The following is a 25,681-nucleotide window of genomic DNA, read 5'->3' as shown; positions in this document are numbered from 1 at the left end:
GAAGGATACTGACACGGAACAGGAAATTACCAAGGATTAGGTAATCTTCAGGAAGAAGATACGGGTACTCAGGATGAGTAGTCGGCACGGATAGCAAATTGGACATTGAACGGACGCAATAGTGACTAGGATGGTTGCTACTAGGGATGGGAAATGGACACCTCTGGACGAGGAAAGGAACTTATCATCAGGATGATGAAAGGGACACCGCTCAGGGAACAAGCGAAGTGAGCTAACGAGGATTGTTAGCAGACCAGGATAGGGTCAAGGACACCGCTAGGAAGGCGATGAAAGGATTAGCTGAAGGAAGTCAGCATACTATCAAGGATTTGATGCATGGAGCACTTTTAGTAGCCGGATTGCTGCGAGTAAGACTATAACCCCGATGGGCGCAAGCCCTCGGGGTTTTTCTTTGTCTGAATCTCACCCATCTTCATTATTTCAATAAATCTTGCCATAGCTGTTGACCTCTATTTAACTTGAGGTTTTAAAGTCATTACATCCACAACCAAAATCAATTTAAAACAAGGATGTAAGACCATGAGCTATTACCTAGAACACGCCAACTTGAGTGTTGATAATGCCCAAACCACTGTCGACTTTTTACTGGCCGCGATCCCCACTTGGAGAGTACGTGGCGGTGGCGATTGGGACTCACCAACCGGACAAACTGTCGATTGGTACCATGTTGGTGACGACAATCAGTACATCACCGTGCAATCTGGTGGAGACGGTCCAGCGCAAGACTGGACGTTAAAATGGACCGGCGTCAAGCACCTCGGCATCACAGTCCCCAACTTAGAAGACGTGATTGAACGCTTACGCCAACACGGTTACGAACTCGATCATTTAGGTGGTGAGCACCCACATCGTAAAAGCGTTTACTACTTAGATGGCAATAATCTGCAATTTGAATTTGTCGAGTATCTTTCCGAGCGCACCGATGAGCGCAATGACTACAGCTTGTAGGCAATAAAAAAGCGCTAACTCGGTTAGCGCTTTCTTTGGTTATAGCTTTTCAAGCTTAGCGTATGCGGTGACAAGCCACTTAATGCCCTCACCGTTAAACGCAACCTGTACTCGGCTTTGCGGACCACTACCTTCAAAGTTGATAATGGTTCCTTCACCAAACTTCGGATGCATTACACGCGCCCCCAGACTAAAGCCAGTTTCGTTAAAGCTTTCTTTGACGACAGTTTGGCTAAAGCGACCGGTACTTGTTGGACGACTCACTTGCGCTTTCATGCGTACTTCATCGAGGCAAGTTTCTGGCAATTCGCGAATAAAACGCGACGGTTTATGGTATTTATCCTGACCGTACAAACGGCGCATTTCTGCATATGTGATGTAGAGTTTTTCCATCGCACGGGTCATGCCTACGTAGCAAAGACGGCGTTCTTCTTCCAAACGCCCCGCTTCTTCTGCAGACATTTGACTTGGGAACATGCCTTCTTCGACACCGACCATAAACACCAACGGGAATTCCAGACCTTTCGCACTGTGTAGCGTCATCAGCTGAACTGCATCTTCAAATTCGTCCGCCTGACCTTCGCCCGCTTCAAGTGCTGCGTGGGTTAAAAACGCCGTCAGTAGCGGCATTTCATCTGCTTCTTCGGGCTTTTCAAATTGGCGCGTTGCGGTGACCAGCTCTTCCAAGTTTTCAATTCGTGCCTTGGACTTCTCGCCTTTTTCTTGCTCGTACATCGCGAACAAGCCCGAGTACTTAATCACGTGGTCAGTTTGCTCGTGCAATGGCAGCTCGCAGGTGTCGTCTTCCATCGCGTTAATCAGTTCGATAAAACGGCCCAGCGCGCTTGCTGCTCGACCAGCCAGCACTTTGTCTTCCAACAAGCGCAAGCTCGCCTGCCACATGGTGCTGCCTTGGTCACGCGCAGCAAAACGGATCGTTTCCAGCGTTTTGTCACCAAGACCACGCGTCGGGGTATTCACAATACGCTCAAACGCTGCGTCATCGTTGCGGTTCGACATCAAACGCAGATAGCCCAGCGCATCGCGGATCTCTTGACGCTCGAAGAATCGCATCCCACCGTAAATTCGGTATGGCAAACCCGCTTGGATCAACGCTTCTTCCAATACACGAGACTGGGCGTTGTTGCGGTATAGCATCGCGGCATCGCTAAGCGCTCCGCCTTTCTCCTGCCACTCTTTAATCTTATTGACCGCAAAACGCGCTTCATCCAACTCGTTGTACGCCGAGTAGACGGAGATAGGCTCGCCTTCCGCGCCCTCAGTCCACAGCTCTTTACCCATACGTTCGGTGTTATTGGCGATCAACGCGTTCGACGCTTCAAGAATCGTCTTAGTTGAACGGTAGTTTTGCTCCAAACGGATGGTATTTACACTCGGGAATTCTTGGGTGAATTTTTCGATGTTCTCGATCTTCGCCCCGCGCCAACCGTAAATGGACTGGTCATCGTCACCAACGATCATCACGTGTGCATCTGGGCCCGCCATCATTCGAAGCCAAGCGTATTGGATGTTGTTGGTATCTTGGAATTCGTCGACCAAAATATGCTTAAAGCGCGCTTGGTAATGTTCGCGAATGTGCTTTTTATCGCGTAACAACTCGTGCGTTCGCAGCAAGATCTCAGCAAAGTCGACCAAACCCGCCCGGTCACACGCTTCTTGATACGCGCTGTACAGCTGCAGATAAGTTTTGGTCACTGGGTCGTGGTAAGCGTCAATGTGGCTTGGACGCAGACCTTCATCTTTTTTGCCGTTGATCCACCATGCGACCTGACGCGCTGGCCACTGCTTATCATCGAGATTCTGCGCTTTGATTAAACGCTTAAGCAAGCGCTGCTGATCATCGGTATCGATGATTTGGAAATCTTCCGGCAGCTTGGCATCCAGATAATGCGCGCGAAGAATGCGGTGACAAATGCCATGGAACGTTCCATTCCACATCCCAGACGCACTGCCCATCATCAACTCTTCAATACGACCACGCATCTCTGCCGCTGCTTTGTTGGTAAACGTCACCGACATAATCGAAAACGGTGACGCTTGTTCAACCGACATCAACCAAGCAATACGGTGTACAAGCACTCGCGTTTTACCACTGCCTGCGCCAGCAAGGACAAGGAGGTTTTCTAGTGGGGCGGCAACGGCTTCACGCTGCTTGTCATTGAGACCGTCGAGAAGTAATGAAGGATCCATTCTGAGCTCAGCTACTGGTTATCTATACATGAAAATCGATTATAACCTAAACACCGATGCCATTTCAGGGTAAAAGCGAGAAAAAATTCAACGAATATTTTCAACGAGTTATCAAACACTTAAATAAAACCCATCAATAATTTACGTATTTATCATTAATTGACTGAAAGTTTTTTTATCGCGCTTCTTTCTTTTTGAATAAGCGAGCTGGTTAAAAACCATACTTAACCCTTAACCACTTGCGTAGCTATAAAAGCTATTTAACTAGGAAAAAAGAAATAAAGTCAGAGGAAACTACTATGAAAAAGTCAAATCTTGCCGTTACTGCTGCTGTTACAGGTCTACTTGCACTAGGTGGCACCATGCTCACTGCCACTCACGCAGTCGCTGCTGAAAAAGAAAAATGCTACGGCGTTGCCAAAGCGGGTAAAAACGACTGTGCAACCAAAACCGGTTCTTGTGCAGGTACTGCGAAAAACGACAGCCAAACAGACGCTTTCGTTGTAGTACCGAAAGGACTTTGTGACAAGCTTGCTGGCGGTAGCACCCAGTCTTCTTAATCGTTTTGCCACTGTAAGCCGATCGTATGGCGACCATGCATTATTAGGTCGCCATTTTTTTCTTACCTTTCTGGCTCAATACTTTATCGTAAAGTAAGGACTCGCCCGTGACTGACAAGCAATATCACCCTTATACCGGCGTTGGACTGCGCTCACCACATCTGGATTATTTTTCCACCCAGAAACCGCAACTTGGCTGGCTGGAAATCCACAGCGAGAACTACTTTCAACCGTATTCAACCGCCCGGCAGACCTTACGCCGTTTAGCCGACGACTATCAAATCAGTTGTCATGGCATCGGCTTGTCACTAGGGAGTGTCGAGCGACCAAATCAACGCCACCTAAAACAACTCAAACATCTTGTCGATGAACTGCAGCCATTTTTGGTTTCAGACCACTTAAGCTGGAGTGAAAATGGTGGCCATTATTTTAATGACCTGCTGCCTCTGCCCTACACGGAAGAAGCCTTAGCGGTATTTTGCCGCAATGTCATCGAAGTACAAGATTACCTGCAGCGTCCGATGCTGATAGAAAACCCGTCGAGCTATCTCAAATTTAATCACTCAACAATTTCAGAGTGGGAGTTTCTCACTGAAGTACAACGACGCACTGAGTGCCGACTGCTGCTCGACTTAAACAACGTTTACGTTTCGGCGTTTAACCACGGTTTTGACACTGAGACCTACCTCAACGCTATTCCCGCAGACGCGGTGGATGAAATTCACTTGGCCGGTTTTACCATCAAGCAGTTAGAACAAGGCGAAATTTGGATTGATACCCACAGCAAACCGGTGTGCGACGAAGTCTGGCAACTGTTTGATCGTTGGTTAGTGCAACACGGAGCTCGCCATACCCTAATCGAATGGGATTTGGATATCCCCGCTCCCGAAATCTTGTTAGCGGAAGCCGACAAAGCCAGCCAACGATTGGCAAGCTGGTGTGATCATGACGGGAGGAAAGCATCATGAGCTTATCTCTAGCCACTCTGCAAAGCCGGTTTGCTGCCGCGCTGCACTATGACGCGACAGGCGAAGAATGCGACGTCACCAGTGACGTGTTTAGCGCCGACGAACGTATGCAGATCTATCGCAATAACTTCATCATCGGTTTGAGTGAAGTGCTGCAAGCGGGCTACCCAATGGTATTGGCGTTGGTTGGTGATGAGTGTTTCGACCAACTCGCACGACAACATGTGTTGGATAATCCGCTCGCCTCAGGCGATGTCAGCCATTATGGCGAACACTTTGCACAAACTCTTGAGCATTTCCCTGCCGTGCTTGAGGCCGCGCCTTATCTCAAAGCGGTAGCCGAATTTGAGTGGCAGATTGATCTCGCTCAGCAACGCCACGACAGCATGAGTTTGCAAGAAGCGTCGATGCCGCTGGCATTACTTCATGACCTACCTGCAGAAAAACACCCGTTCGTCCGCTTGCATCTTCAACCGGGCGTCTTACCTTTTACTGCCAAGTTTGCGGTGTTTTCACTCCAACGTGCTATCGAGAACCATCAGTTTGAGGGATTAGATCTCAACCAAGTCGAATGTGGCGTGGTGTGTCATTTAGCAAACGAAGACATGATCGAAGGAGAGAGCTGGAGTTTGGCTTTGAGCGACGAGCAGTTTCAATTGCTGCAAGCGATCGAGAATGGAGCCCGCTTAGGGGACATCCCTGATGAGCACTTAGCGCAGCTGAATTTTTTACTCGAACACCGTCTACTGGCGGGCTTTTCACTTATGGATTAAGGAGCCAACTATGTCGACTGCCATCAAGAACACCATTACCCGCTACGACTCGCTGATTGGCAAAGCTCAAACCCTTTTTGTTCCCTTGTTGCTACTGTTTTGCCGCTTATGGGTCGCTTACGTATTTTTTAATTCTGGACTGACGAAGATCGCCACTTGGGATAGCACGCTGTTTTTGTTTGAGTATGAATACCAAGTGCCGCTGCTACCTTGGCAACTCGCCGCTTATCTCGGCACGGCTGCCGAGCTAGTCTTACCCATTTTTGTCGCTTTCGGATTATTGACCCGTCCTATGAGCGCGATTTTATTCGTCTTCAATATCATCGCGGTGGTGTCTTACCCGCTGCTGTGGGAGCGCGGATTCCATGACCACCAGCTTTGGGGATTGATGATGTTGGTGGTGATCGTCTGGGGAGCGGGTCCTTTCTCTATCGATCGTCTGCTGAAAAAACGCCTCACGCGTTAACCCTACCAACGCTCAGATAAAACAATGCCCTCGATATTGAGGGCATTGTTGTTTTGGCTATCGGTGTTAAGCGCTGATACCCGAGTGGCGCAGCAAGGCATCGATTTTTGGCTCACGACCACGGAAGCGCTTAAATAGCTCCATCGGCTCTTCACTGCCGCCCATCTCTAGGATGTTATTGAGAAAGCTCTTACCCGTTTCCGCGTTGAAAATGCCTTCTTCTTCGAAGCGAGAAAACGCATCTGAAGACAGCACTTCTGCCCACAAGTAGCTGTAGTAACCCGCGCTGTAACCACCAGCAAAGATGTGACTAAAGCTGTGAGAGAAACGGTTCCACTCTAGGCTTGGCAATACCGCCACTTTTGACTTCACTTCCGCCAGCGTTTCCAGTACTCGCGGGCCGACTTCTGGGTCGAACTCGGTGTGCAGGGTAAAGTCAAACAGACCAAACTCAAGCTGACGCAAAATAAACATCGCCGACTGGAAGTTCTTCGCCGCCAGCATCTTGTCTAGCATCTCTTTTGGTAGCGGTTCACCCGTTTCGTAATGGCCTGAGATAAACGCCAGCGCGTCTTCTTCCCAACACCAGTTCTCTAGGAACTGACTTGGTAGCTCGACGGCATCCCAAGGAACGCCGTTAATACCCGAGACAGAACCAGTCTCTACTTGGGTCAACATATGGTGGATACCGTGACCAAATTCGTGGAATAGCGTCACCACTTCGTCGTGGGTGAATAACGCAGGCTTGTCGCCAACCGGGCGGTTGAAGTTACAAGTCAGGTACGCAACCGGTGACTGCAGTTCACCATCGGCATTGATACGGCGCACGCGACATTCATCCATCCATGCACCGCCACGCTTGTGTTCACGGGCGTAAAGATCTAGGTAGAAACTACCACGCAGCTTATCGTCTGCGTCGAAGATATCGAAGAAACGCACCGATTCGTGCCAAGTATCGACGCCTTTACGTTCTTTGACTGACATGCCAAACACACGCTTCAAGACCTCAAATAAGCCACTGACAACTTTGGCTTCTGGGAAGTAAGGACGTAATTCTTCGTCTGAAATCTGGAACAACTTCTGTTTTTGCTTTTCGCTGTAGTAGGCGATGTCCCATAGGTTGAGTTCTTCAACGCCACATTCACTCTTAGCAAACTGACGTAACTCTTCCACTTCGTGTTCGCCTTGTGGTTTCGCCTTGTTGGCCAAATCGTTTAAGAAGCTCAATACCTGAGACGGATTTTCCGCCATCTTAGTCGCAAGTGATTTTTCACTGAAGGTGTTAAAGCCGAGCATACGCGCGATTTCATGGCGTAGTTTCAGTTGCTCGTTGATGATCTCGCTGTTATCCCACTCGCCTGCATTCGGACCACGATCAGACGCGCGTGTCACATACGCTTCGTACAATTCTTTACGCAGCTCTTGGTTATCACAGTACGTCATCACAGGGAGATAAGACGGGATATCAAGTGTTAGCAAGTAACCGTCTAACTCTTTGGCTTCTGCGGCCGCTTTCGCTGCTGCCAGCGCCGATTCCGGCATGCCTGCCAACTCTTTTTCGTCGCGAATGTGCTTGGTCCAGCCCATGGTCGCATCCAGCACGTTATTCGAGAACTTAGAACCCAGCTCCGACATACGTTTACTGATTTCACCGTAACGATGCTGCTGGTCAGCCGGTAAACCGATACCAGACAATTCAAAGTCACGCAGTGCATCGGTGATGGTTTTCTTTTGCGCCTGAGAGAGCGACTTGTAAGACTTATCTGCTTTCAGCGCTTTGTACGCTTCAAATAAGCCTTTATGTTGTCCAACCCAAGTGCCGTATTCTGACAGCAATGGTAGACAGCTTTCGTACGCTTCACGTATCTCGTCGCTGTTCACTACCGAGTTCATATGACTCACCGGTGACCAAATACGGCTTAGACGGTCATCCACCTCTTCGATTGGGGCAACCAAGTTTTCCCAGCTTGGCGACGTGTTGCCTTCTAGCACTTGCTCAATCTTAGCGCGACAGTCGGCAATCGCCTGCTCTACCGCTGGTTTTACGTGCTCGGGTTTAATCTGAGAAAACGGCGGCAGGTCCGTAAAAGTCAGTAGTGGGTTAGACATATAAGATTCCTTTTGATTCAGTGAGGTATCCTAGCGATCCTCGCTGTTATGAATTATTCATCTTAGATAGTAAATATAGGTAGGTTCAGCAATTTTCAATAGTAACGTATACTAAGGTCCAATTATTCATAATGCTCCTCGCACCGATTCTGAGAGAAATATTTTGTTAAGTTATCGCCACAGCTTTCACGCGGGTAACCACGCTGACGTAATAAAGCATATTGTTCAAAGCCTTATCCTTGATGCTCTAAAACAAAAAGATAAGCCTTTTGTCTACCACGATACCCATTCTGGTGTTGGTCGATACGATCTTACTCACGAATGGTCGGAAAAAACCGGTGAATACAAACAAGGTATCGCTCGCGTTTGGGAGCAAACACAGATTCCGGCGGACATTGAAAGCTACCTAGATTCAATTAAAGCACTCAACAACGGCGACAAACTACGCTACTACCCGGGATCGCCTCGTGTCGCGCGTGCACAGATCCGTAAACAAGACCGCATGGTGCTAACCGAATTGCACCCAAGCGATTACCCGTTACTCGAGCAAGAGTTTCATCGTGATCGTCAGGTCAGCATTTACAAAGAAGATGGTTTTAAGCGCCTGAAAGCGAGCTTGCCGCCGAAAGAGCGTCGCGGTTTAGTGTTGATTGACCCACCGTACGAACTCGCAAAAGAGTACCGCGATGTCGTGCAAGCAATCTGGCAAAGTCATAAACGCTGGGCAACCGGCATCTACGCGATTTGGTATCCTGTGGTCAATCGTCACGACATCGAAGACATGATCGAAGGGCTAGAAAGTCTAGGCATTCGCAAAATCTTACAAATTGAATTGGGTGTCGCACCTGACACCAACGAGCACGGTATGACGGCTTCTGGCATGATAGTCATCAACCCGCCGTGGAAGCTGGAAAGCCAAATGAAAGAAATTTTGCCTTTCCTCAAGGAAGCAATTGCGCCGGCAACCGGTCATTGGAAAGTAGATTGGATTGTTCCTGAGTAACAATCAGAAACCGCGGTATTTACACAGGATGGATTGAGTTCAACCGATTCATCCTCAATATAAAAGATAAACCACATTTAAACTCTCAGGGAGCTTGCGGCCTCACAATAGTGAAACCCTGCCCTCGCCCCTAGATAAACGGAGAAAGTAATGGCGACTCATTTTGACTATATCTGTATCGGCGGCGGCAGCGGCGGTATCGCATCAGCAAACCGCGCGGCAATGTACGGTGCTAAAGTAGCGCTCATCGAAGCTCAAGACCTTGGTGGTACGTGTGTAAACGTTGGTTGTGTACCAAAGAAAGTCATGTGGCACGGTGCACAAATCGCAGAAGCGATGAACCTGTACGCGGAAGACTACGGTTTTGACGTTGACGTTAAAGGCTTCGATTGGAGCAAACTGGTTGAGAGTCGTCAGGCGTACATTGGCCGCATCCACCAATCTTACGACCGCGTACTAGGCAACAACAAAGTTAACGTCATCAAAGGCTTCGCTAAGTTTGTTGACGAGAAAACCGTGGAAGTAAACGGTGAACACTACACCGCCGATCATATCCTGATCGCCGTTGGTGGTCGTCCAACTATCCCTAACATTCCGGGCGCTGAATACGGTATCGATTCAAACGGTTTCTTTGACCTAGCAGAGCAACCAAAACGCGTCGCCGTTGTTGGCGCGGGTTACATTGCGGTAGAAATCGCTGGCGTACTGCACGCACTAGGCACTGAAACGCACCTATTTGTCCGTAAAGAGTCGCCACTGCGCAGCTTTGACCCAATGATCATCGAGACATTGGTTGAAGTGATGGATGCAGAAGGTCCAACACTGCACACTCACTCTGTACCAAAAGAGATCATCAAAGAAGCAGACGGCAGCCTGACTCTGCACCTAGAAAACGGTGAGAGCCAAAACGTTGACCAGCTAATTTGGGCGATCGGTCGTCACCCAGCAACAGACGCGATCAACCTAGCATCAACTGGCGTGGCAACGAACGACAAAGGCTACATCAAAGTCGATGAGTACCAACAAACCAACGTACCTGGCATCTACTGTGTTGGCGACATCATGGAAGGCGGTATCGAGCTCACCCCTGTCGCGGTAAAAGCGGGTCGTCAACTGTCTGAGCGTCTGTTTAACAACAAACCAGACGCGAAAATGGATTACGACTTGGTCCCGACTGTCGTATTCAGCCACCCACCAATCGGCACTATCGGTCTAACGACTCAAGAAGCTGAAGAGAAGTACGGCAAAGACAACGTTAAGGTTTACACGTCTGGCTTTACAGCAATGTACACCGCAGTCACCAAGCACCGTCAACCATGTAAGATGAAACTGGTTTGTGCGGGTGAAGATGAGAAAGTCGTTGGTCTGCACGGCATCGGTTTCACTGTCGATGAAATGATCCAAGGCTTTGGCGTGGCGATAAAGATGGGCGCAACCAAGGCAGACTTCGACTCTGTTGTCGCTATCCACCCAACAGGCAGCGAAGAGTTCGTGACGATGCGTTAATCGACAAACATATCAATGCGTTTAAGTAACGCATTCATAGTTCGTTACGCGTATGTTTAAAAAGCAGCCAGTCTAGGCTGCTTTTTTGTATCCAATTGCAGCAAGAAACTCAAAAGTAAGAAAATTCCGAGATTCTCATTCCAATTTTTAATACACTTCACTAACAATTATAAATATTAGCCAAAGTGCAGTGAAGCTAGATTCAACAAAGACTGAGATCTACTATTCGTTACTAGACCTCGACGACAAGCAAAAATCCGACGCCCTCAATCAGCTGAGAATCAGCGCCCCTGACTTATACAAACAGGTTTCGGCGCTAGTCGAGGCGGAAGACGCCGAGTACGTTGAAGATATATTCCAACTTTCACTGTTGAATGGCGCCTTTGCAGAGTACGACTACTCTGGTCAGCACATCGATAAATACCATATTCTGCACGAACTGGGGCGAGGTGGATTAGGCGTCGTTTACGCAGCTTGTCGCGCCGATCAGACTTTCGAGCAACAGCTAGCGATCAAATTCCTCCAATCAGACCTCAGCCAAATCTTCGGTAACCGCGCCTTGTTTGATGAAGCGCAGATGCTGGCGAAACTCAGCCATCCTCACATTGCCAAAGTCTTTGATGGCGGCATCCATAACGGCGACGTTTACATTGTGATGGAACAAGTTGAGGGCGAATCGCTTAATGCCTATCTGGTGGCACACTCACTGACCAAACACGAGAAGTTACGTTTGTTCATCCAGCTGTGTAGTGCTATCGAACACGCTCATCAACAAGGCGTAGTCCACGGCGACTTAAAGCCAGAAAACATCCTCATTGACGGGTTGCACCACGTAAAGCTGATTGATTTTAACCTGACACAGAAAGCGTCAGAGCAGAGCAACAATGCAAGTGAAGGTCTACGGGCTTTTAGTAAAGAGTATGCCAGTCCTGAGCAGCAAGCCGGATGCAGTATTGGCGCAGCCAGCGATATTTACTCGTTGGGTAAATTGCTGACCTGGTTGTTCCCAGAGGAAAAGCGATTCTCCGACTTACTGTCGATTCAGAGAAAAGCCACTCAAGCAGAGATTGCCAACCGCTATTCGTGCGTCAAACTGATGCGCCGAGACGTCGAAGCCATTTTGGCCAAGCGCCCTATTTCTTTACGCCAACACGTTCCTTTTTACCCATCGCTGCGTTTGTTCCAGCGCCATCCACTGACGTGCACTTTATGCCTCACTCTTGCGGTGTCAGGGCTGTTCTTCTCCAGCGCCTTAGTCAGCAAAAATCGTCAGTTAGAGCGGGAGAAACTCGTCGCCGAGAACATGATTTTTGAAGTCTCCAGCATGATGTTTCATTCCAAAACGCAAGCAGCACAAAACATGCCGCTACATATGGTCGTCGACGCCACCCGAAGACGCATCTTATCGAATCCCGATATCCCTAAACATATTAAGCAAAAACTGCTGCTAGTGATGATGACGCCCATCGAAGAAAAAGCAGCAGACTCTTCAACAAGCCAGTCGTAATTTATGAAGCCAATTCGAACTTTGCCGCTTGTCGGCCTACTATTCTCTAGCCTTGCCTACGCAAACAGTGCGGAGGTTCATACAGGCTATTTCATCGATTCCCCCGTCTCTGGCTTGTACTACCAAACCAGCTCTGAGCTATCGGGAAAAACGGACAAAGGCGCGTTTCAATACCGCTCCGGTGATGTGATCAGCTTTTTCCTTGGCAAGGATGAAAACAGCTACTTACTCTCAACAGTTTCGGCACAAGAAATCATCACACCAACGATGATATCGACCAAGCCGAGCCGTAGTATCAATATCACGCGCTTACTGCTATCGCTTGATAGCACTCCGGAAAACCGTCAAGAAATTTTGCTGCTCGACTCGCAGCTCAGTGATTCTGCTTTCCAATCCGGACTTAAGACTCTTGACCTAAACCAGCTACTAGAAGAAGACATGCAACGTCTCGGACTGAGTACGTTAGCGTCCATGGAAGAAGCGGTCGCTCACCTCAATGAGAGCCAGCAGTTTATCCAAGATAATTTCCAATCCGACGAGGTTATCTTTGACCCGCTAAACCGCAAGTTGACCAACGTGGTGATCAAAAAACGTGATGTGAATGGCCGTATCTGCGCTTATGACCTGAGACTGCGCAATCACCCAAGATATCAACCGCCTATCGGTGAAGTGACCTATCGATTAACCGAAAGCGAAATCATCGAATATCCGAGTATCGGTGACCACTTCTTTGGCTGCCAGATTCGTCCAAGTGATAACCCACAAATGATCACCACTAAGCTGTCTGATTTCCCAGATGATTTTGGCACCTTTGAATGCGCCTCCCGCGGCTGCACCCGTAATGACCTCAATGGTTTCTCAATCGACAATTATGACGATGAGGGAGACTGGAAATACCGCTCCATCGCGATCAACTTTGACCCAACCGCACAACTGTTGATGGAAAAATCACAAGGGCTGGGAAAAAAGCACCAAGTTCATCACCCAAATAAAGGCGAAGACATCTGGTTCACCTACCCAGAAGAAAAGCGCAGTCAGCTCGCTTACCAAGGCGTCTGGCGAAAGACCGACTATGCCGATAAGCAAATACAAGAAAGCTGCTTACTGATCGAAAACGGCACGGTAAAACAAACGGAGCTCATCCAAGAGCAATGTCCTACCGACACCAGTCGATATACCTTGGATGTGACTCAGCAGTACGCCGATATGTGGTGGGTCAACGGCAGTTCTAGCACCGCCTCCATCGAGCAGCTCAACATCGTTGTGCGCTGGTATTTACCGCCACAGCCCAAGCCGTTGTACACCACTTGGGAATACCTCCCTGCTGGAGAGCATTGGGACAAAGGTATTTTATACCGCTATCAACAAACCCTGTCCCGTGCACAGGATGGAAGTGACCAACTCAACACGTACGCCATTTCCGAATATGTAAAAGTTAAGGAGAACATGTAGTGGAACCCCTGACCTCATTGACCCAAATCATCAATCAATGGCAGTCTGGCGACAAGCAAGCGGAGAATCAGTTGTATCAGTTCGCTTATTTGCAATTAAGGAAAATTGCCCAACAAGAGCGTGCCCGTAGCGCGAAGAAATACGGCGATGAAAACAAAGTACTGGCTGACAGCGTCAACAGTACTACAGCACTGATCCATGAAGCGTACCTAAAGATGTCAGGCTCCGATCTTAATGACTTAAGTTCACAAAAGGAGTTCTATTTGATGGCGTCTAAGGTCATGCGCCAAATTCTCATCGACAACGCGCGTGCACATCAGGCGCAAAAAAGGCAGCAGCGATTGGTCGCAGAATCCAGCAACGACATCAAATTCGAACAGTTGATTTCACTCGATCAGGCGCTGGATAACTTCAGTGTACGCTACCCAAGACAATCCAACGCGCTGAAACTGAAATACCTAATGGGGCTCAAAAATCAGGAGATCAGTCGCCTGTTGGAGTGCAGCAATAGCCTGATTGAAAAAGACCTAAAGTTCTCGCGCAGTTGGTTACAGTCTCGAATCGCATCCTAATGAAGAAAAGAACCCTAACCAGCCTAGCCATCACGCTAGGCTTATTCGCTTGGCTACAAACCGAAACGACCAGCGGAACAACACCAGCCAACACCGAGCTACCATCTCAGGTCGATAGAGATAGTAGCCAGCCGCATTCTTCATCATTATCGTTCAATGCAAGTTCTGCTCATTCAGCAACAACATCAGGACTGGCGCTAGACATATCAGAAGATATAGCGCCAGAGGCAGAGCCAACGCCACTGACTGAGTTCAGTGCAATACCAAGTGAGCCACTCAATGACTATCACATCGATGGTGACACACAGACGCACGCCATCACGGCCCCAAAAAGCGAACTGATTGCAGCGGATGACAATAGCAAACCGGTCCTCAATCAAGACGCCTATTTACGTATTGAGCGCGAGATCTCTCGCTGGGAGCTTATCGAAGGCAAACCGACCAAGCTAAGCTTATGGGCAGCAGACTTGTTTGACGACCCTGAGCATGATTTCTTATCCAAACGTATTGAGCTGAATCTTTCAGGCGTGAAACTCGCGGGAACATCAACGCTAGAACTTAAAGGGGTTCCTGCCGCTACTTTCGCTCCAAAGCTGACCATCTCTGCACGTGATGACCACCACGGCGTCGAAGAAGATGCATGGGTTTCGGTACACTTTGACCTGCTGTTGATTCGCCCAAACCAGCTTTTCAGTCACCCCTTAGAAGGCGAAACAGTTTATCGCCTTGAAACCACCAGCAACTTGGCGGGGCAATCGACACCTTACGAAGTCGTGTATTGCGAAGCATTTAAGTTTATCCAACAAGACGTTTATTACGCCGCATCAACCAACAAGACCCAATGCCCCAATCAAGACCGTTTGCAGAAGATTGGTAACTACGAGGTGAACGGAGACGACGTAATCATCTCCAGCCGACGCTCATCGTTCGACGCAGAGCAAATCTGGACGCTAAAAAAGCAGTACGCCTCGATCAAACATCCGGAAGTCGAAAACTACTTTGTCAGCGTATACGACGGCAAGCAGTTCGAAAGCTACACCATGCAGAAGAATCGCTCAGCGATGGAACAACGTATCAACGCGTCTACTGGGCGCTATCTATACCAGATCGCCTTTTTTGACTATCTGTTGCCGCTGCCAAACGGCGAGTATCTGGTGAGTGAAATTGGCAACTTTATCTATAACCACAATACTCAGGCTGTAGGGCCTTTTGGTGAAACCATCGATTCCGATCTCAATCTGCGTACTTACCAGCAAAGTCTGCGTTGTGCCGATATCGCCTTCTGGTACAACAGCCATGTCATCGCTGGTCAGGGCGACTATCAAATCGATATCATCACCTCTCCGTATCCATACGACCCGACATACAATATCGACTGTTACGAGTACACCAGCAACTTAACGACAGGCCAAGTGTCCTTGGCGTTTGACCTGAATTACTCACCATACGATGAGCTACTCGCGGGCGAGGTGTACAGTTATATCTTACGGCCGAAACCAGAATTTGCCGATCGCGTAGAAGAAATTAAGTTAAACCTGATCTACTCACACCCAAACTAACCTGACTCCGCTAGGCACGTCGCAACCAGTCCAAATGGTTGCATAATGCAGCAAAATGAATTCAAACAAATTTATGCAAATAATTTTACGGTTTTTCCGCTGTTTTTCGTGCCTTGTTTTCTCCTCTCTAAAGCCCTACAAAGTGACTCATTTATCAGAAAACTAAACTTTCGTTTTAGTTTTTGCGATTCAAAACAATAGATAACTAACCTTTGAAAAAGGAACATTCAGAATGAAAAAAATGAGTTTGCTAGCAGCGTCAGTGGCTATAGCTCTTACTGGTTGTGGCGGTGGTTCAGGGAGCGACAACACATCAACAGCACAAAGGGGCCTAGAGATCACTGCCATTGATGGTTACTTGAAAAATGCCGCTGTATGGGTAGATACCAACGAGAACTTGGTTCTAGACACCAGTGAAGATACGAAACTGGATGTGGTGACCAACGAATACGGTAAGTTTACCCTTCCAGAAGAGTACAAATCGCAAACAGTGTTTATCCAAGCAGTCGCAGGTCAAACGGAAGACACGACTCGCGGTATCGTAACAGAAACCTTCTCGTTAGCGTCTACATCGGGCTCAAGCGTTGTGAACCCAATGACCAACATGGTAGTGAAGAAGGTTGCTAAGCAGCTCGCCAGTGATCCAACATTAGATGTCGTAGCGGCGAAGAAAGCAGCAAAAGAAGAAGTGGTTGCTAAGTTAACTCAATCGGGTCTTAACGTAGACGCTTCGATGATTTTTGGCGACTACATCGCAAAATCAGACGAATCGAAAGAAGCTCAAGCGCTAAACGCTATCGGTGAAGCGCTGGTTGATAACGCTGAAATCGACGTTGAGAAGCAGCTTGAAGTCGCCGATCTCGTTGCAAAAGAAGCGAACGATATTATCGAAAACAACGGTAATATCACCGATTTTGCACCTGTTATTACTGTACCAACAGATGACAGCCCTGTTGTGGTAGACAAAAACCATCGCCCAACAAGTTCTCAGACGATCGAGCCGATCACAGTAGTGCTAGGCGGTGCTATTACGTCATTCACTGCTTCATTTACCGATATTGACACTGACACGCTAACATACGAGCTAAAAGCGCTAAAACTGGCGAATGGACTGAACGGTTTATCCATTAACTCGACAACTGGCGAAATCAGCGGTACTCCAAAAGAAGCAGGCGTATTTACCTACCAGGTGTTTGCGACTGATGAGCACAAAGCACGCTCTTACCCGCTAATCTTCACAGTGACGGTTGAAGTGCCAAACACAGCGCCAGTGATCAACGAAGATGTACAAGCGCAACTACAAGCCGAAGTCGATGCTTGGTACTGGGTCGAAGGCGAGCAACCTGTTGATACATTGAACATCTCAACGCTATTTGACGATGCAGACTCAGACCTTCTGACATACACGGTAGAGACATCGCTAAGCATAAATGGTGGTGTAGAGACTGGCTTCCAAGTTCATGTGGATGGCAACGGCAACGTTTCATTCGATGGTCCTGTCCCTAACTCGGCAGAAGCAGGGGCTGAACACCTATACGTTTACGCCAAAGACAGCGTTAATGCAGATGAGCCATACGTAATGTTTGAACTGCCTGCTATCGCTGAAGGCACGACTGTTGAGCCAGTTCACCCACTAGAAGGCAAAACATGGTACCGATTGGACCATGGCAGCTCTGACGGTGCTGGCGAGAATAGCTACAGCAACATTTGGTGTGATTCGATTCGCTTCGAAGACAATGTTATCTATGGCAACCAACGTACTATCGACAACCTAACCTCATGTTCCGCTGCAGAAACACCAATGGAAGGTTCATCTTATGTTATTAAAGATGGCACCTTAGTCGCGACTTTCAATGGTTTCGAAGATGGCCAAGCTTTTACTGAAACGCTCGCTATCGAAGTGAAAGGAGCAGCGGATGACATTTCTCCTGGTGCACAAACCGTCGTTTACCGTGATACAAGCGACGGCTCTGGAGAGCTCTACACTTACTTCAGCAACAAAACCGATGCAGATAAACGCCTAACTATCAAATCTGATGTGGGCCCTGATGGTCGTAGCTTTGGTATGTACTTACCAGCCGAGCAATACCCTTACTATGATCTGGGCAGAATCACGGTATCGATGACAGACAATGTCGTTTCACACGATAACAACGTAATGGATGCCAATGTGTTCTTTGATATCGACAACAAGGACTTTACTTGTAGCGAAGTTAGAGAATTTTTCTATCAATTTGAATTTACTGGCAAAGATATTGGTACAGTAGTTTCAACAGATTGGGATGGTAGCCCGATTGAGTGCTTTACTGGTGAAGAAGACAGTGGTCCTAACGGCACTATGATCAAACATGCAGCGGTTGACTTTGACCTACCAGCGCTAACGGTAGGAAACGTTTACAGCATCATCGGCAGAGTTAAAAGCGCTCAAGGCGAATACATTGAAGCCATCAAGTTCAATATCGAATGGACAGGCATTGGTGACACCGAGTAATCACTGACTAAATAAAACACAAAGCCCCGCATTGCGGGGCTTTTTCTTATCTACATGTTTACGCTACTTCACACACATGACGTTGAGTCGTGAACTGCCTTTTAGTTGGTTAACCTTACCGCTATAAAATAGTCCAGTATGTTCTGCGCCCCAATACGGCAGGTGAATTGGCCAGTTGTCTTTTTCCATCACTTTTGAATCCAACAACACTTTCCATTCTTGCGGATTGGCTAAACGCATCCCGATCTGTCGACAGGTTTTGTACGCGCCGTCATAGCTCATACGATTCCAAGGTAACTCATGTTCCATATAGAACAAGTCGTCACTCAGCAAAATATAAGGGACTTTGTAGTCGGTGTTATTGAGTGACGTTTGCAAGCGAATAGAAATATCACTTTTGATGTTTGCTGGTGTTGACGTTGCCTTACGCGCTGGTTGCGTCACCATTTTAGTCATCTTAGTCGTCGTCACTTTCTTCACTGGTGAGCGCTTTTCTTTCGCCGGACGAGCAGGTTTACTATGCTCAAGTTTTCCCGATACCTCACGAATAAACGCTTCTTTGTAACCAGGTTGCTTTTGTACCTGAACAAGCTCATTTTTCGCTTGAGCAAACGTGGTATACGGGCCAATTAGGCAGCGATAACCGTTATCTTCCGGCTTCATCCACACATCGGTGGAAATACGCTGATAAAGTCGTTTAGCTTTATCAAGAGCCAGTGGCTTATTGTAGATCCCGCACTGAATCCAAAATTGCGAGTCTTGATACTTAGGTTTCTGCTTACCCCATAGACCTTTACCTATAGGACAACTTTTATCTAACTGAGGTAACTGCGTCGTCGATGCTTGAGTCGCATCACACAGGAATTCTTTTGCCGACGTCGGCGCAGGTGTCATCACCATCAACAGTGTCGAAATACTCAAGATGTTCACTAAAGGTCGCTTTCGCATCGTCATTTTCGTTTCCCTAGTCCTTACTCAGTCCTGTTTAGGTATTCGAGCGTTTCGATATTGTCGTGGATTTATCGGCTCCGCTGCAATAAATAGAATGCAAAAAAAGAGCCGTAATAAATTACGACTCTTAGTGTAGAAAGGTTTTTGCAACTAAATCTTAGGCTTAGATCACCCTTTGTAGATTTTCGGGTTAAATACATCGCGTAACCAGTCACCAAGCAAGTTGATAACCAATACCAGTGTCACAAGAACAACACCAGGGAAAGCGGTAATCCACCAAGCGCCAGAGAAGATGTAGTTAAAACCGATACTGATCAGTGCACCCAACGATGGTTGGTCAACTGGCAAGCCCAAACCGAGGAAAGAAAGTGCCGCTTCTGACATGATCGCGTTTGCGACTTGTACGGTTGAGATAACCAAGATTGGTGATAAACAGTTTGGCAGGATATGGCGGAACATAATACGCGGAGCTTTAAAGCCCATCACGCGCGCCGCTTCGACATACTCTTTCTTCTTCTCGGCCAATACGGACGCACGAATAGTCCGCGCATACTGTGGCCATTCTGCCACACCGATGATCACCACCAGCATCACTACCGCGTACTGACTGTAGAAATCACTCCCGAAACTCGCCTTAAAGATTGCCGATACAATGATCGCGACCATCATAGTCGAAAACGATAACTGAACATCGGCAAAACGCATTAGGAAGCTATCGATGCGGCCACCAAAGTAACCCGCCGACAAACCAATCACGATACCTAACAGCAGTTGTAGACCGACTGCTAAAAAGCCAATGGTTAATGACAGGCGTGAGCCATAAAGAATCGTCGAAAGAATGTCGCGGCCTTGTTCATCCGTTCCCAATACAAAACGTTCATCGCCACCTTCCATCCAAGATGGTGGTAGCTCGGAATCCATAATGTCAATGGAGATTAGGTCATACGGGTCAGTTGGCGCAATGAGCGGTGCAGCTAACGCCATCACCAAAAACATCATAAAGACGCTAAAGCTCGCCATCGCGACTTTATCGCGTTTAAAGTAGTAAAGAAAATCTGATTGTTTAAAACGCTCCCAGCGAGAAGGAGCTGCAGCTAGTTGGCTCATGGTTATGCTCCTTTTCCTGTTAGGTTCACCGTTGGGTTAATCAATCCGTATAGCAAGTCAACAATCGTGTTGGTGACGACGAAGATCAGGCCGACGAAAATAACGTAAGCGGTAATCAAAGGCGTATCTACGCGGTTGATCGCTTCAAGGAAAAGGAAACCAGTGCCTGGCCACTGGAAAACCGTCTCGGTCAGGATGGTGTATGCCACCATAGTACCGATTTGCACACCACCAACGGTGAGTACCGGCAGCATGGTGTTCTTCAGTGCATGTTGGTAGTAGATTTTGTTTAGCGCCAAGCCTTTCGCTTTAGCGAATTTGATGTATTCCGAGCTCAGCACTTCCAGCATCTCAGAACGAACCAGACGGATAAACAGAGGCAGCATGATAGAAGCAAGCGCCACACACGGTAAGATCAAGTGCGCTAAGCCATCAAGGGTAAAGAAGCCGGACTCCCAGCCCAACCAATTAGCGGTTTCTCCTCGTCCATAAGACGGCAACCAGCCGAGCTCGATAGAGAATACATACATCAGCATGATGGCGGTTAAGAATACGGGGATAGAAATACCGACACTACTCAGTGCCATGACCACTTTAGTAAAGAAACTTTTGGGATGAATCGCTGAGTACACACCCAGTGGGATAGAGAGAAAGATAATGATAATGGTAGCGCCAAACACCAGTTCCAGTGTCGCGACCAATTTATCTAAGATAACTTCAACCGCTGGGCGTTTGAAGAAGTACGATGTACCAAGGTCACCTTGTAGCGCAGCGCCTACAAAGCGAGTGTATTTAGCAATAAAGGGATCATTTAGGCCCAGTTCATCACGCAAAGCTTGACGCTCCGCTTCAGAAACAGACTGACCAACAAGCTCACGCAGCGGGTCACCCAGGTTATCCTGAATGGCAAACGCCACTAAACTGATCACAAACATCACTATCAGTGCCTGAAACAGGCGCTTGACCAGAAACGAAAACATTCCTTGCCCCTTAACTTTCCATAGTTTTCAGCCTGCAACTGAGAGATTCTCGAATTGCATATTCAGTCTTAAAAATGGCACCTAACCCGACTGAAACAAAGTTAAGCACCCAAAATGAGCTGGCATCCGCATCGGGCGGATGCCAGTATTACATTTTTAACTAGTTGTTATTTAACGACTAGATCACCTAGGTATGGGAAGTTCATCGCGTTGACGATAGGTGCGATATCTACGTTAGATTTCGCGCCCCACGCTAGGTTTTGCCAGTGCAGAGGAACAAATGCCGCGTCGTTGTACAGCGTGGTTTCTACTTTCTGTAGCATCGCTGCACGTTTCGCCGGATCCGTTTCTACGTTTGACTCTTCGATTAGCTTATCCACTTCTGCGTTCGAGTAGTAACCACAGTTGTACTGGCCTTTACCTGTCTCTTCGTTACGAGTCATGGTTAGAAACTCAGTAAAGTTCGCTGAATCTTCGGTATCTGAGTGCCAACCAATCATAAGCATGTCTGCTGCACACTTATCGAACTCTGGCCAGTACTGAGCTTTAGGCATAGTCTTCAGGTCAACTTTGATACCAATCTTCGATAGCATCGCTGCCGCTGCCTGAGCGATTTTCGCATCGTTCACGTAACGGTTGTTTGGTGCCATCATAGTTAGCGTGAAGCCTTTCTCGTAACCCGCTTCTTTCATCAGCTCTTTAGCTTTCTTCAGATCATAGCGTGGCACTAGGTCAGCATTGTAACCCGCGTAACCTTCAGGACCTTGCTGACCCGCAACTGTCGCGAAGCCTTTCATGATTTTCTTCACGATACCTTCGTTGTTGATTGCGTGAACAATCGCTTGACGAACGCGAACGTCTTTCAGCGCTTCGTTGCTGTTTTGGTTCATTTGGAACGTGATGATACGAGTACCAGGCAGTGTTACCAGATCAACACCTTTCGCGCTTTTTACACGCTGGTGGTCGTTTGGTGCAACTGGAGCAATCATATCTACGTCACCAGAAAGAAGGGCTGCAACACGCGTCGCGTCTTCTTTGATTGGCACAAGTGTTAGCTTGTCAACGTTACCTGTGTCTTTATCCCAGTAACCGTCGAAACGTTCGAATTCCACTTTTACGCCCTGCTCACGTGCAGTCACAATAAATGGACCTGTACCTGAAACGTTAGTTGATGCAAAAGAGTTACCGTGCTTCACCACTTCCGCTTTATCTTTGCCGTCAGCGGTTGTACCTGAGTAGAACTTGCTGTCCATTGGGAAGATGTAAGTCGCCGTTTGTAGTACAAGCGGGTAAGCACCTTTTGACACTAGCTCAACCGTGTAGTCATCGACTTTAACCATCTTCTCGTATGGTTCGAAGATAGCTTTAAAGTCTGGTGAGTCTTTCAGACGGTCAAATGTCCACACCACATCGTCAGCCATCATTTCGTTGCCAGAGTGGAACTTCACGCCTTTACGTAGTTGGAAACGGAAAGTAGTGTCGTTAACGCGTTCCCACTTCTCTGCTAGACGTGGTTCAAAATCTAAATCTTGCGTGTAACGCACTAGTGGATCAAACACCATGTGAGACATTTGCAGTGTGCCGCCAGATAGCTGCTCATGCGGGTCAAGAGATACTGGATCTGCATCATACGCGATGGTGATATCTGCTGCAGCTGCACTAAAGCTTAAGCCTGCTGCCATTAAAGCCACTGCTAGTTTGCTTTTCATGGTTTTCATTGCATAACTCCTTATGCGGGATTTATCCCTAGTTGTTGTATTTGCTTGTGTTTATTTTGCCCCAATCAAGCATTGGGAAAGTGTTACGACTTACGCCGTTTTTACTTCTTCTCGTAAGCCTGTGAATTCAGGCATCAACGAAATAAGTTGCTTGCTGTACTCATGCTGAGGTGACTTAAACAGTTGCTCAGTTGGCGCCACTTCAAGCAGTGTCCCCATCTGCATCACACCTACTCGGTCACACATTTGGCGGATAACCGGTAAATCGTGACTGATGAACAGCATGGTTAAGTTCAGCTCGTCTTGGAGATCTTTCAGCAGGTTCAGAATCTGAGCCTGAACCGATACGTCGAGTGCCGATGTTGGTTCATCACAAATCAGCAGACGCGGACGAGTCGCCAGCGCACGTGCGATAGAGATACGCTGACGCTGACCCCCAGAGAATTCGTGCGGGTACTTCACCCCAGCCATACGGCCCAAACCAACGTGATCAAGTAGATCGTTAACGATCTGTCTCGTTTCTGCTTCACTATTGGTCAGTTTGTGGAAACGAATTGGCTCAGCAATGATGTCAGCAATCTTCATCCGTGGGTTCATTGATGAATACGGGTTTTGGAATACCATCTGCATTTGACGGCGCATCGGGCGACGTTCTTTTTCAGATTTCAGCGCGGTGAGGTCGATACCTTCAAATGTAACGCGACCAGAGTTTGGCTGATACAGACCAGCGATAACACGAGCAATCGTCGATTTACCGGAACCAGATTCCCCCACCAAACCGAAAGTTTCACCTTCAAAGACTTCAAAGCTGACATTATTTGACGCCTGAACATACTCGCGGCGGCTTTCAAACAGAGAATCTTTGGTAGTAAAACGCAGGTTGACGTTTTCAACATTAAGCAACGCACCAGTGTAGCTGCGCTGATCTTGGCTTTGGCCGAGCCAGTGGTTTTTCACATCCAGTGGCTCCATCTCGGTCGCTTCTTCGATGTAACTCACCAATGGGAAACGGTTGAGTTTGACATCAGAACGCGGTACCGCAGAGATCAAGCTATGGGTGTAAGGGTGCTCTGGAGTACCTAATACTTTCTGGGTTGGTCCGAACTCCACTAAATCACCGCGGTACATAACGGCAACACGGTCGGTAACATTGGATACCACACCCATGTCGTGAGTGACCAACATACAACCTACGTTATGTTCAATACATAGGTCGCGAATCAGTTGTAGGATCTGGTCTTGGATAGAGACGTCGAGCGCCGTAGTCGGCTCATCGGCGATAATTAAGTCTGGCTCACCCGCAAGAGCGATAGCAATAACCACACGTTGGCGCATGCCACCCGAAAACTGGTGCGGGTACTGTTTTAAACGGTTCTCTGGTTGTGGAATCCCCACTTGCTGCATCAGCGCAAGAGAACGTTTGTACGCTTCTTCATCAGAAACATTCATATTGGCGTGAATGGTCTCTTTTAGTTGCTGTTCAACGGTGAACAGTGGATTAAGAGACGTCATCGGGTCTTGGAAAATAAAACCGATCTTCGAGCCGCGAACTTTGCGCATCTGTTCAGGAGACAAACCTGAAATCAACTCTCCATCTAAATACACATCGCCGCTTGCAATACGCCCTGGAGGGCTGAGCAGATCGATAACTGCATTACCGACGGTTGATTTACCCGCACCTGATTCGCCGACCACACCGACGATCTCTCCTCGCTCAATATTGAACGATAGAGATTTAACTGCGGCATGCACACCGTGGCGAGACGGGTACTCAATACGAAGATTTTTAACTTCTAAAAGTGACATTAACCAGACCTCTACTGCTTCGGCAGTTTTCTGCCCTGTCTGAAAAGTGAATCCATTCGAGTCAGTCTATTACCTGACAATTTATAAGCTCATCAATTTGGCAAATAATTCACAAAAAAGCAACAAAGATAGGATAAAAATTCGATATCGGGCAAAAAACAAGCACCTTAACAAAATAAATATGCAATTATGCGAAAGTAAAAATTGATCAGACCACTTTGCAATATCGCCCAAACACCGATTAAAGCGTTATTAATTAGCGCTACAAGTTATATAACCCATCTAAAAGAAAAAGCATAAATATTCAAGTCACAAACAGAATTTTAGTTAACAAAAATAAAACAAAAAACCATTAAAACACTAAATTAGCGGAATATATAACCATAATACAACCAATAAAACAGAGTTATCATCTATCCATACATTTATGTATAGACCAAGAATCTAGTGCTGTTAAAAAATTTTCTCGTAACAAGCGCACTGCCAGTTTTCCACAACTAGAGTCCACTACAATTTTTACGTGCGACTACACCTAAAAGCTGGCACTACTACCGAAAGAAAAGAGTCTCAATGTGAACAAGTGAGAAGCTAGAAACTCGAGAAACAATCACGCTAAAAAGTTACGAAAATTCGGTGATTTTGCTCTGAAGCATAAAAGAAAAATGAAAGTAATAAGAAGAAATAACGCAGTGACGAATGATTTACTATCGGATGAGTTCGATGTTTAAAACGTGATAAATCGATAAATTCAGAATGTAAAAAACTCCAGTCTTTCGACTGAAGCTTTAATAGTGGTCGGTGAAGAGCCAGATCTCGAATATCAGCCGAACCCCCGACCCTAAAAGGATTAAATCGGTAAATTTAAGACGTAAAAAAGCCCTAGTCTTTCGACTAGGGCTTTAATAGTGGTCGGTGAAGAGCCAGATCTCGAATATCAGCCGAACCCCCGACCCTAAAAGGATTAAATCGGTAA

General features: G+C 47.4%; 19 protein-coding genes. 12 read left to right on the top strand and 7 right to left on the bottom strand.

The annotated features are described in order from the left end of the window. Positions 1-540: 540 nt before the first annotated feature. Positions 541-969 (top strand): VOC family protein, encoded by a 429-nt coding sequence (locus HCZ42_RS19065; protein ID WP_167422304.1) that lies wholly within the window; start codon positions 541-543, stop codon positions 967-969. Between the two features lie 39 nt (positions 970-1,008). Here the strand turns inward: HCZ42_RS19065 and uvrD are convergent, their stop codons facing one another. Next, a complete protein-coding gene (gene uvrD, locus HCZ42_RS19060; protein ID WP_167422303.1) occupies positions 1,009-3,180 on the bottom strand; it encodes a DNA helicase II in 2,172 nt (723 codons plus the stop codon). Between the two features lie 299 nt (positions 3,181-3,479). On the opposite strand from uvrD, the gene HCZ42_RS19055 reads away from it, so the two are divergent. The 4 genes from HCZ42_RS19055 to HCZ42_RS19040 all read left to right on the top strand — a co-directional run bounded on the left by HCZ42_RS19055 (position 3,480) and on the right by HCZ42_RS19040 (position 5,947). Beyond that, complete coding sequence (locus tag HCZ42_RS19055) at positions 3,480-3,740, top strand: BufA1 family periplasmic bufferin-type metallophore (protein ID WP_053410974.1); 261 nt, start codon at positions 3,480-3,482, stop codon at positions 3,738-3,740. Positions 3,741-3,847: 107 nt separating this feature from the next. After that, on the top strand, positions 3,848-4,708 hold the full coding sequence (bufB, locus tag HCZ42_RS19050; protein ID WP_167422302.1) for an MNIO family bufferin maturase: 861 nt from the start codon (positions 3,848-3,850) through the stop codon (positions 4,706-4,708). Continuing rightward, the gene (locus tag HCZ42_RS19045) at positions 4,705-5,481 is read left to right on the top strand and encodes an HvfC/BufC N-terminal domain-containing protein (RefSeq protein ID WP_167422301.1); all 777 of its coding nucleotides are present in this window, start codon (positions 4,705-4,707) and stop codon (positions 5,479-5,481) included. The genes bufB and HCZ42_RS19045 overlap by 4 nt, the downstream gene beginning before the upstream one ends. A 10-nt stretch (positions 5,482-5,491) precedes the next feature. Beyond that, positions 5,492-5,947 (top strand): DoxX family protein, encoded by a 456-nt coding sequence (locus HCZ42_RS19040; protein WP_167422300.1) that lies wholly within the window; start codon positions 5,492-5,494, stop codon positions 5,945-5,947. A 66-nt stretch (positions 5,948-6,013) separates the two neighbouring features. On the opposite strand, the gene prlC is transcribed toward HCZ42_RS19040, so the two are convergent. Next, positions 6,014-8,056 (bottom strand): oligopeptidase A, encoded by a 2,043-nt coding sequence (gene prlC, locus HCZ42_RS19035; RefSeq protein WP_167422299.1) that lies wholly within the window; start codon positions 8,054-8,056, stop codon positions 6,014-6,016. A gap of 163 nt (positions 8,057-8,219) precedes the next feature. Between prlC and HCZ42_RS19030 the strand changes: the two genes are divergently transcribed. The 7 genes from HCZ42_RS19030 to HCZ42_RS19000 all read left to right on the top strand — a co-directional run bounded on the left by HCZ42_RS19030 (position 8,220) and on the right by HCZ42_RS19000 (position 18,146). Further along, complete coding sequence (locus HCZ42_RS19030) at positions 8,220-9,059, top strand: 23S rRNA (adenine(2030)-N(6))-methyltransferase RlmJ (protein WP_167422298.1); 840 nt, start codon at positions 8,220-8,222, stop codon at positions 9,057-9,059. Positions 9,060-9,209: 150 nt separating this feature from the next. Next, positions 9,210-10,565, top strand: a complete 1,356-nt coding sequence (gorA, locus tag HCZ42_RS19025; RefSeq protein WP_167422297.1) for a glutathione-disulfide reductase — start codon at positions 9,210-9,212, stop codon at positions 10,563-10,565. A 190-nt stretch (positions 10,566-10,755) separates the two neighbouring features. Beyond that, positions 10,756-12,072 carry a serine/threonine protein kinase gene (locus HCZ42_RS19020; protein ID WP_167422296.1) on the top strand — a complete coding sequence of 439 codons (1,317 nt, stop codon included), beginning with the start codon at positions 10,756-10,758 and terminating at the stop codon, positions 12,070-12,072. 3 nt (positions 12,073-12,075) lie between these two features. Next, the gene (locus tag HCZ42_RS19015; RefSeq protein ID WP_167422295.1) at positions 12,076-13,524 is read left to right on the top strand and encodes a chromosome partitioning protein ParA; all 1,449 of its coding nucleotides are present in this window, start codon (positions 12,076-12,078) and stop codon (positions 13,522-13,524) included. Then, complete coding sequence (locus HCZ42_RS19010; protein WP_167422294.1) at positions 13,524-14,096, top strand: ECF-type sigma factor; 573 nt, start codon at positions 13,524-13,526, stop codon at positions 14,094-14,096. Before HCZ42_RS19015 ends, HCZ42_RS19010 begins: the two co-directional genes overlap by 1 nt. Continuing rightward, on the top strand, positions 14,096-15,655 hold the full coding sequence (locus HCZ42_RS19005; RefSeq protein ID WP_167422293.1) for a hypothetical protein: 1,560 nt from the start codon (positions 14,096-14,098) through the stop codon (positions 15,653-15,655). The genes HCZ42_RS19010 and HCZ42_RS19005 overlap by 1 nt, the downstream gene beginning before the upstream one ends. 232 nt (positions 15,656-15,887) lie before the next feature. Further along, positions 15,888-18,146 (top strand): putative Ig domain-containing protein, encoded by a 2,259-nt coding sequence (locus tag HCZ42_RS19000; protein WP_167422292.1) that lies wholly within the window; start codon positions 15,888-15,890, stop codon positions 18,144-18,146. Positions 18,147-18,209: 63 nt separating this feature from the next. Here HCZ42_RS19000 and HCZ42_RS18995 read toward each other — a convergent pair whose 3' ends face one another. From HCZ42_RS18995 to HCZ42_RS18975, 5 genes are all read right to left on the bottom strand, one after another. After that, positions 18,210-19,094: an SPOR domain-containing protein gene (locus HCZ42_RS18995; protein WP_439849006.1), complete on the bottom strand. Its 885-nt coding sequence runs from the start codon at positions 19,092-19,094 to the stop codon at positions 18,210-18,212. Positions 19,095-19,265: 171 nt separating this feature from the next. Continuing rightward, positions 19,266-20,204 carry an ABC transporter permease gene (locus HCZ42_RS18990; protein WP_167422290.1) on the bottom strand — a complete coding sequence of 313 codons (939 nt, stop codon included), beginning with the start codon at positions 20,202-20,204 and terminating at the stop codon, positions 19,266-19,268. 2 nt (positions 20,205-20,206) lie between these two features. After that, positions 20,207-21,184, bottom strand: coding sequence for an ABC transporter permease (locus HCZ42_RS18985; protein WP_053410988.1), 978 nt, complete (start codon positions 21,182-21,184; stop codon positions 20,207-20,209). A gap of 167 nt (positions 21,185-21,351) precedes the next feature. Then, entirely contained in the window at positions 21,352-22,902 is a 1,551-nt protein-coding gene (locus HCZ42_RS18980; protein ID WP_167422289.1) for an ABC transporter substrate-binding protein, read from the bottom strand. 90 nt (positions 22,903-22,992) lie between these two features. Continuing rightward, positions 22,993-24,708 carry an ABC transporter ATP-binding protein gene (locus tag HCZ42_RS18975; protein ID WP_167422288.1) on the bottom strand — a complete coding sequence of 572 codons (1,716 nt, stop codon included), beginning with the start codon at positions 24,706-24,708 and terminating at the stop codon, positions 22,993-22,995. Positions 24,709-25,681 lie beyond the last annotated feature (973 nt).

It is taken from the genome of Vibrio hepatarius (genome assembly GCF_011806575.1).
GTDB lineage: Bacteria > Pseudomonadota > Gammaproteobacteria > Enterobacterales > Vibrionaceae > Vibrio > Vibrio hepatarius_A.
The sequence above is the reverse complement of the archived record's forward strand: the minus strand, read 5'-3'. Positions and strand labels throughout refer to the sequence as shown.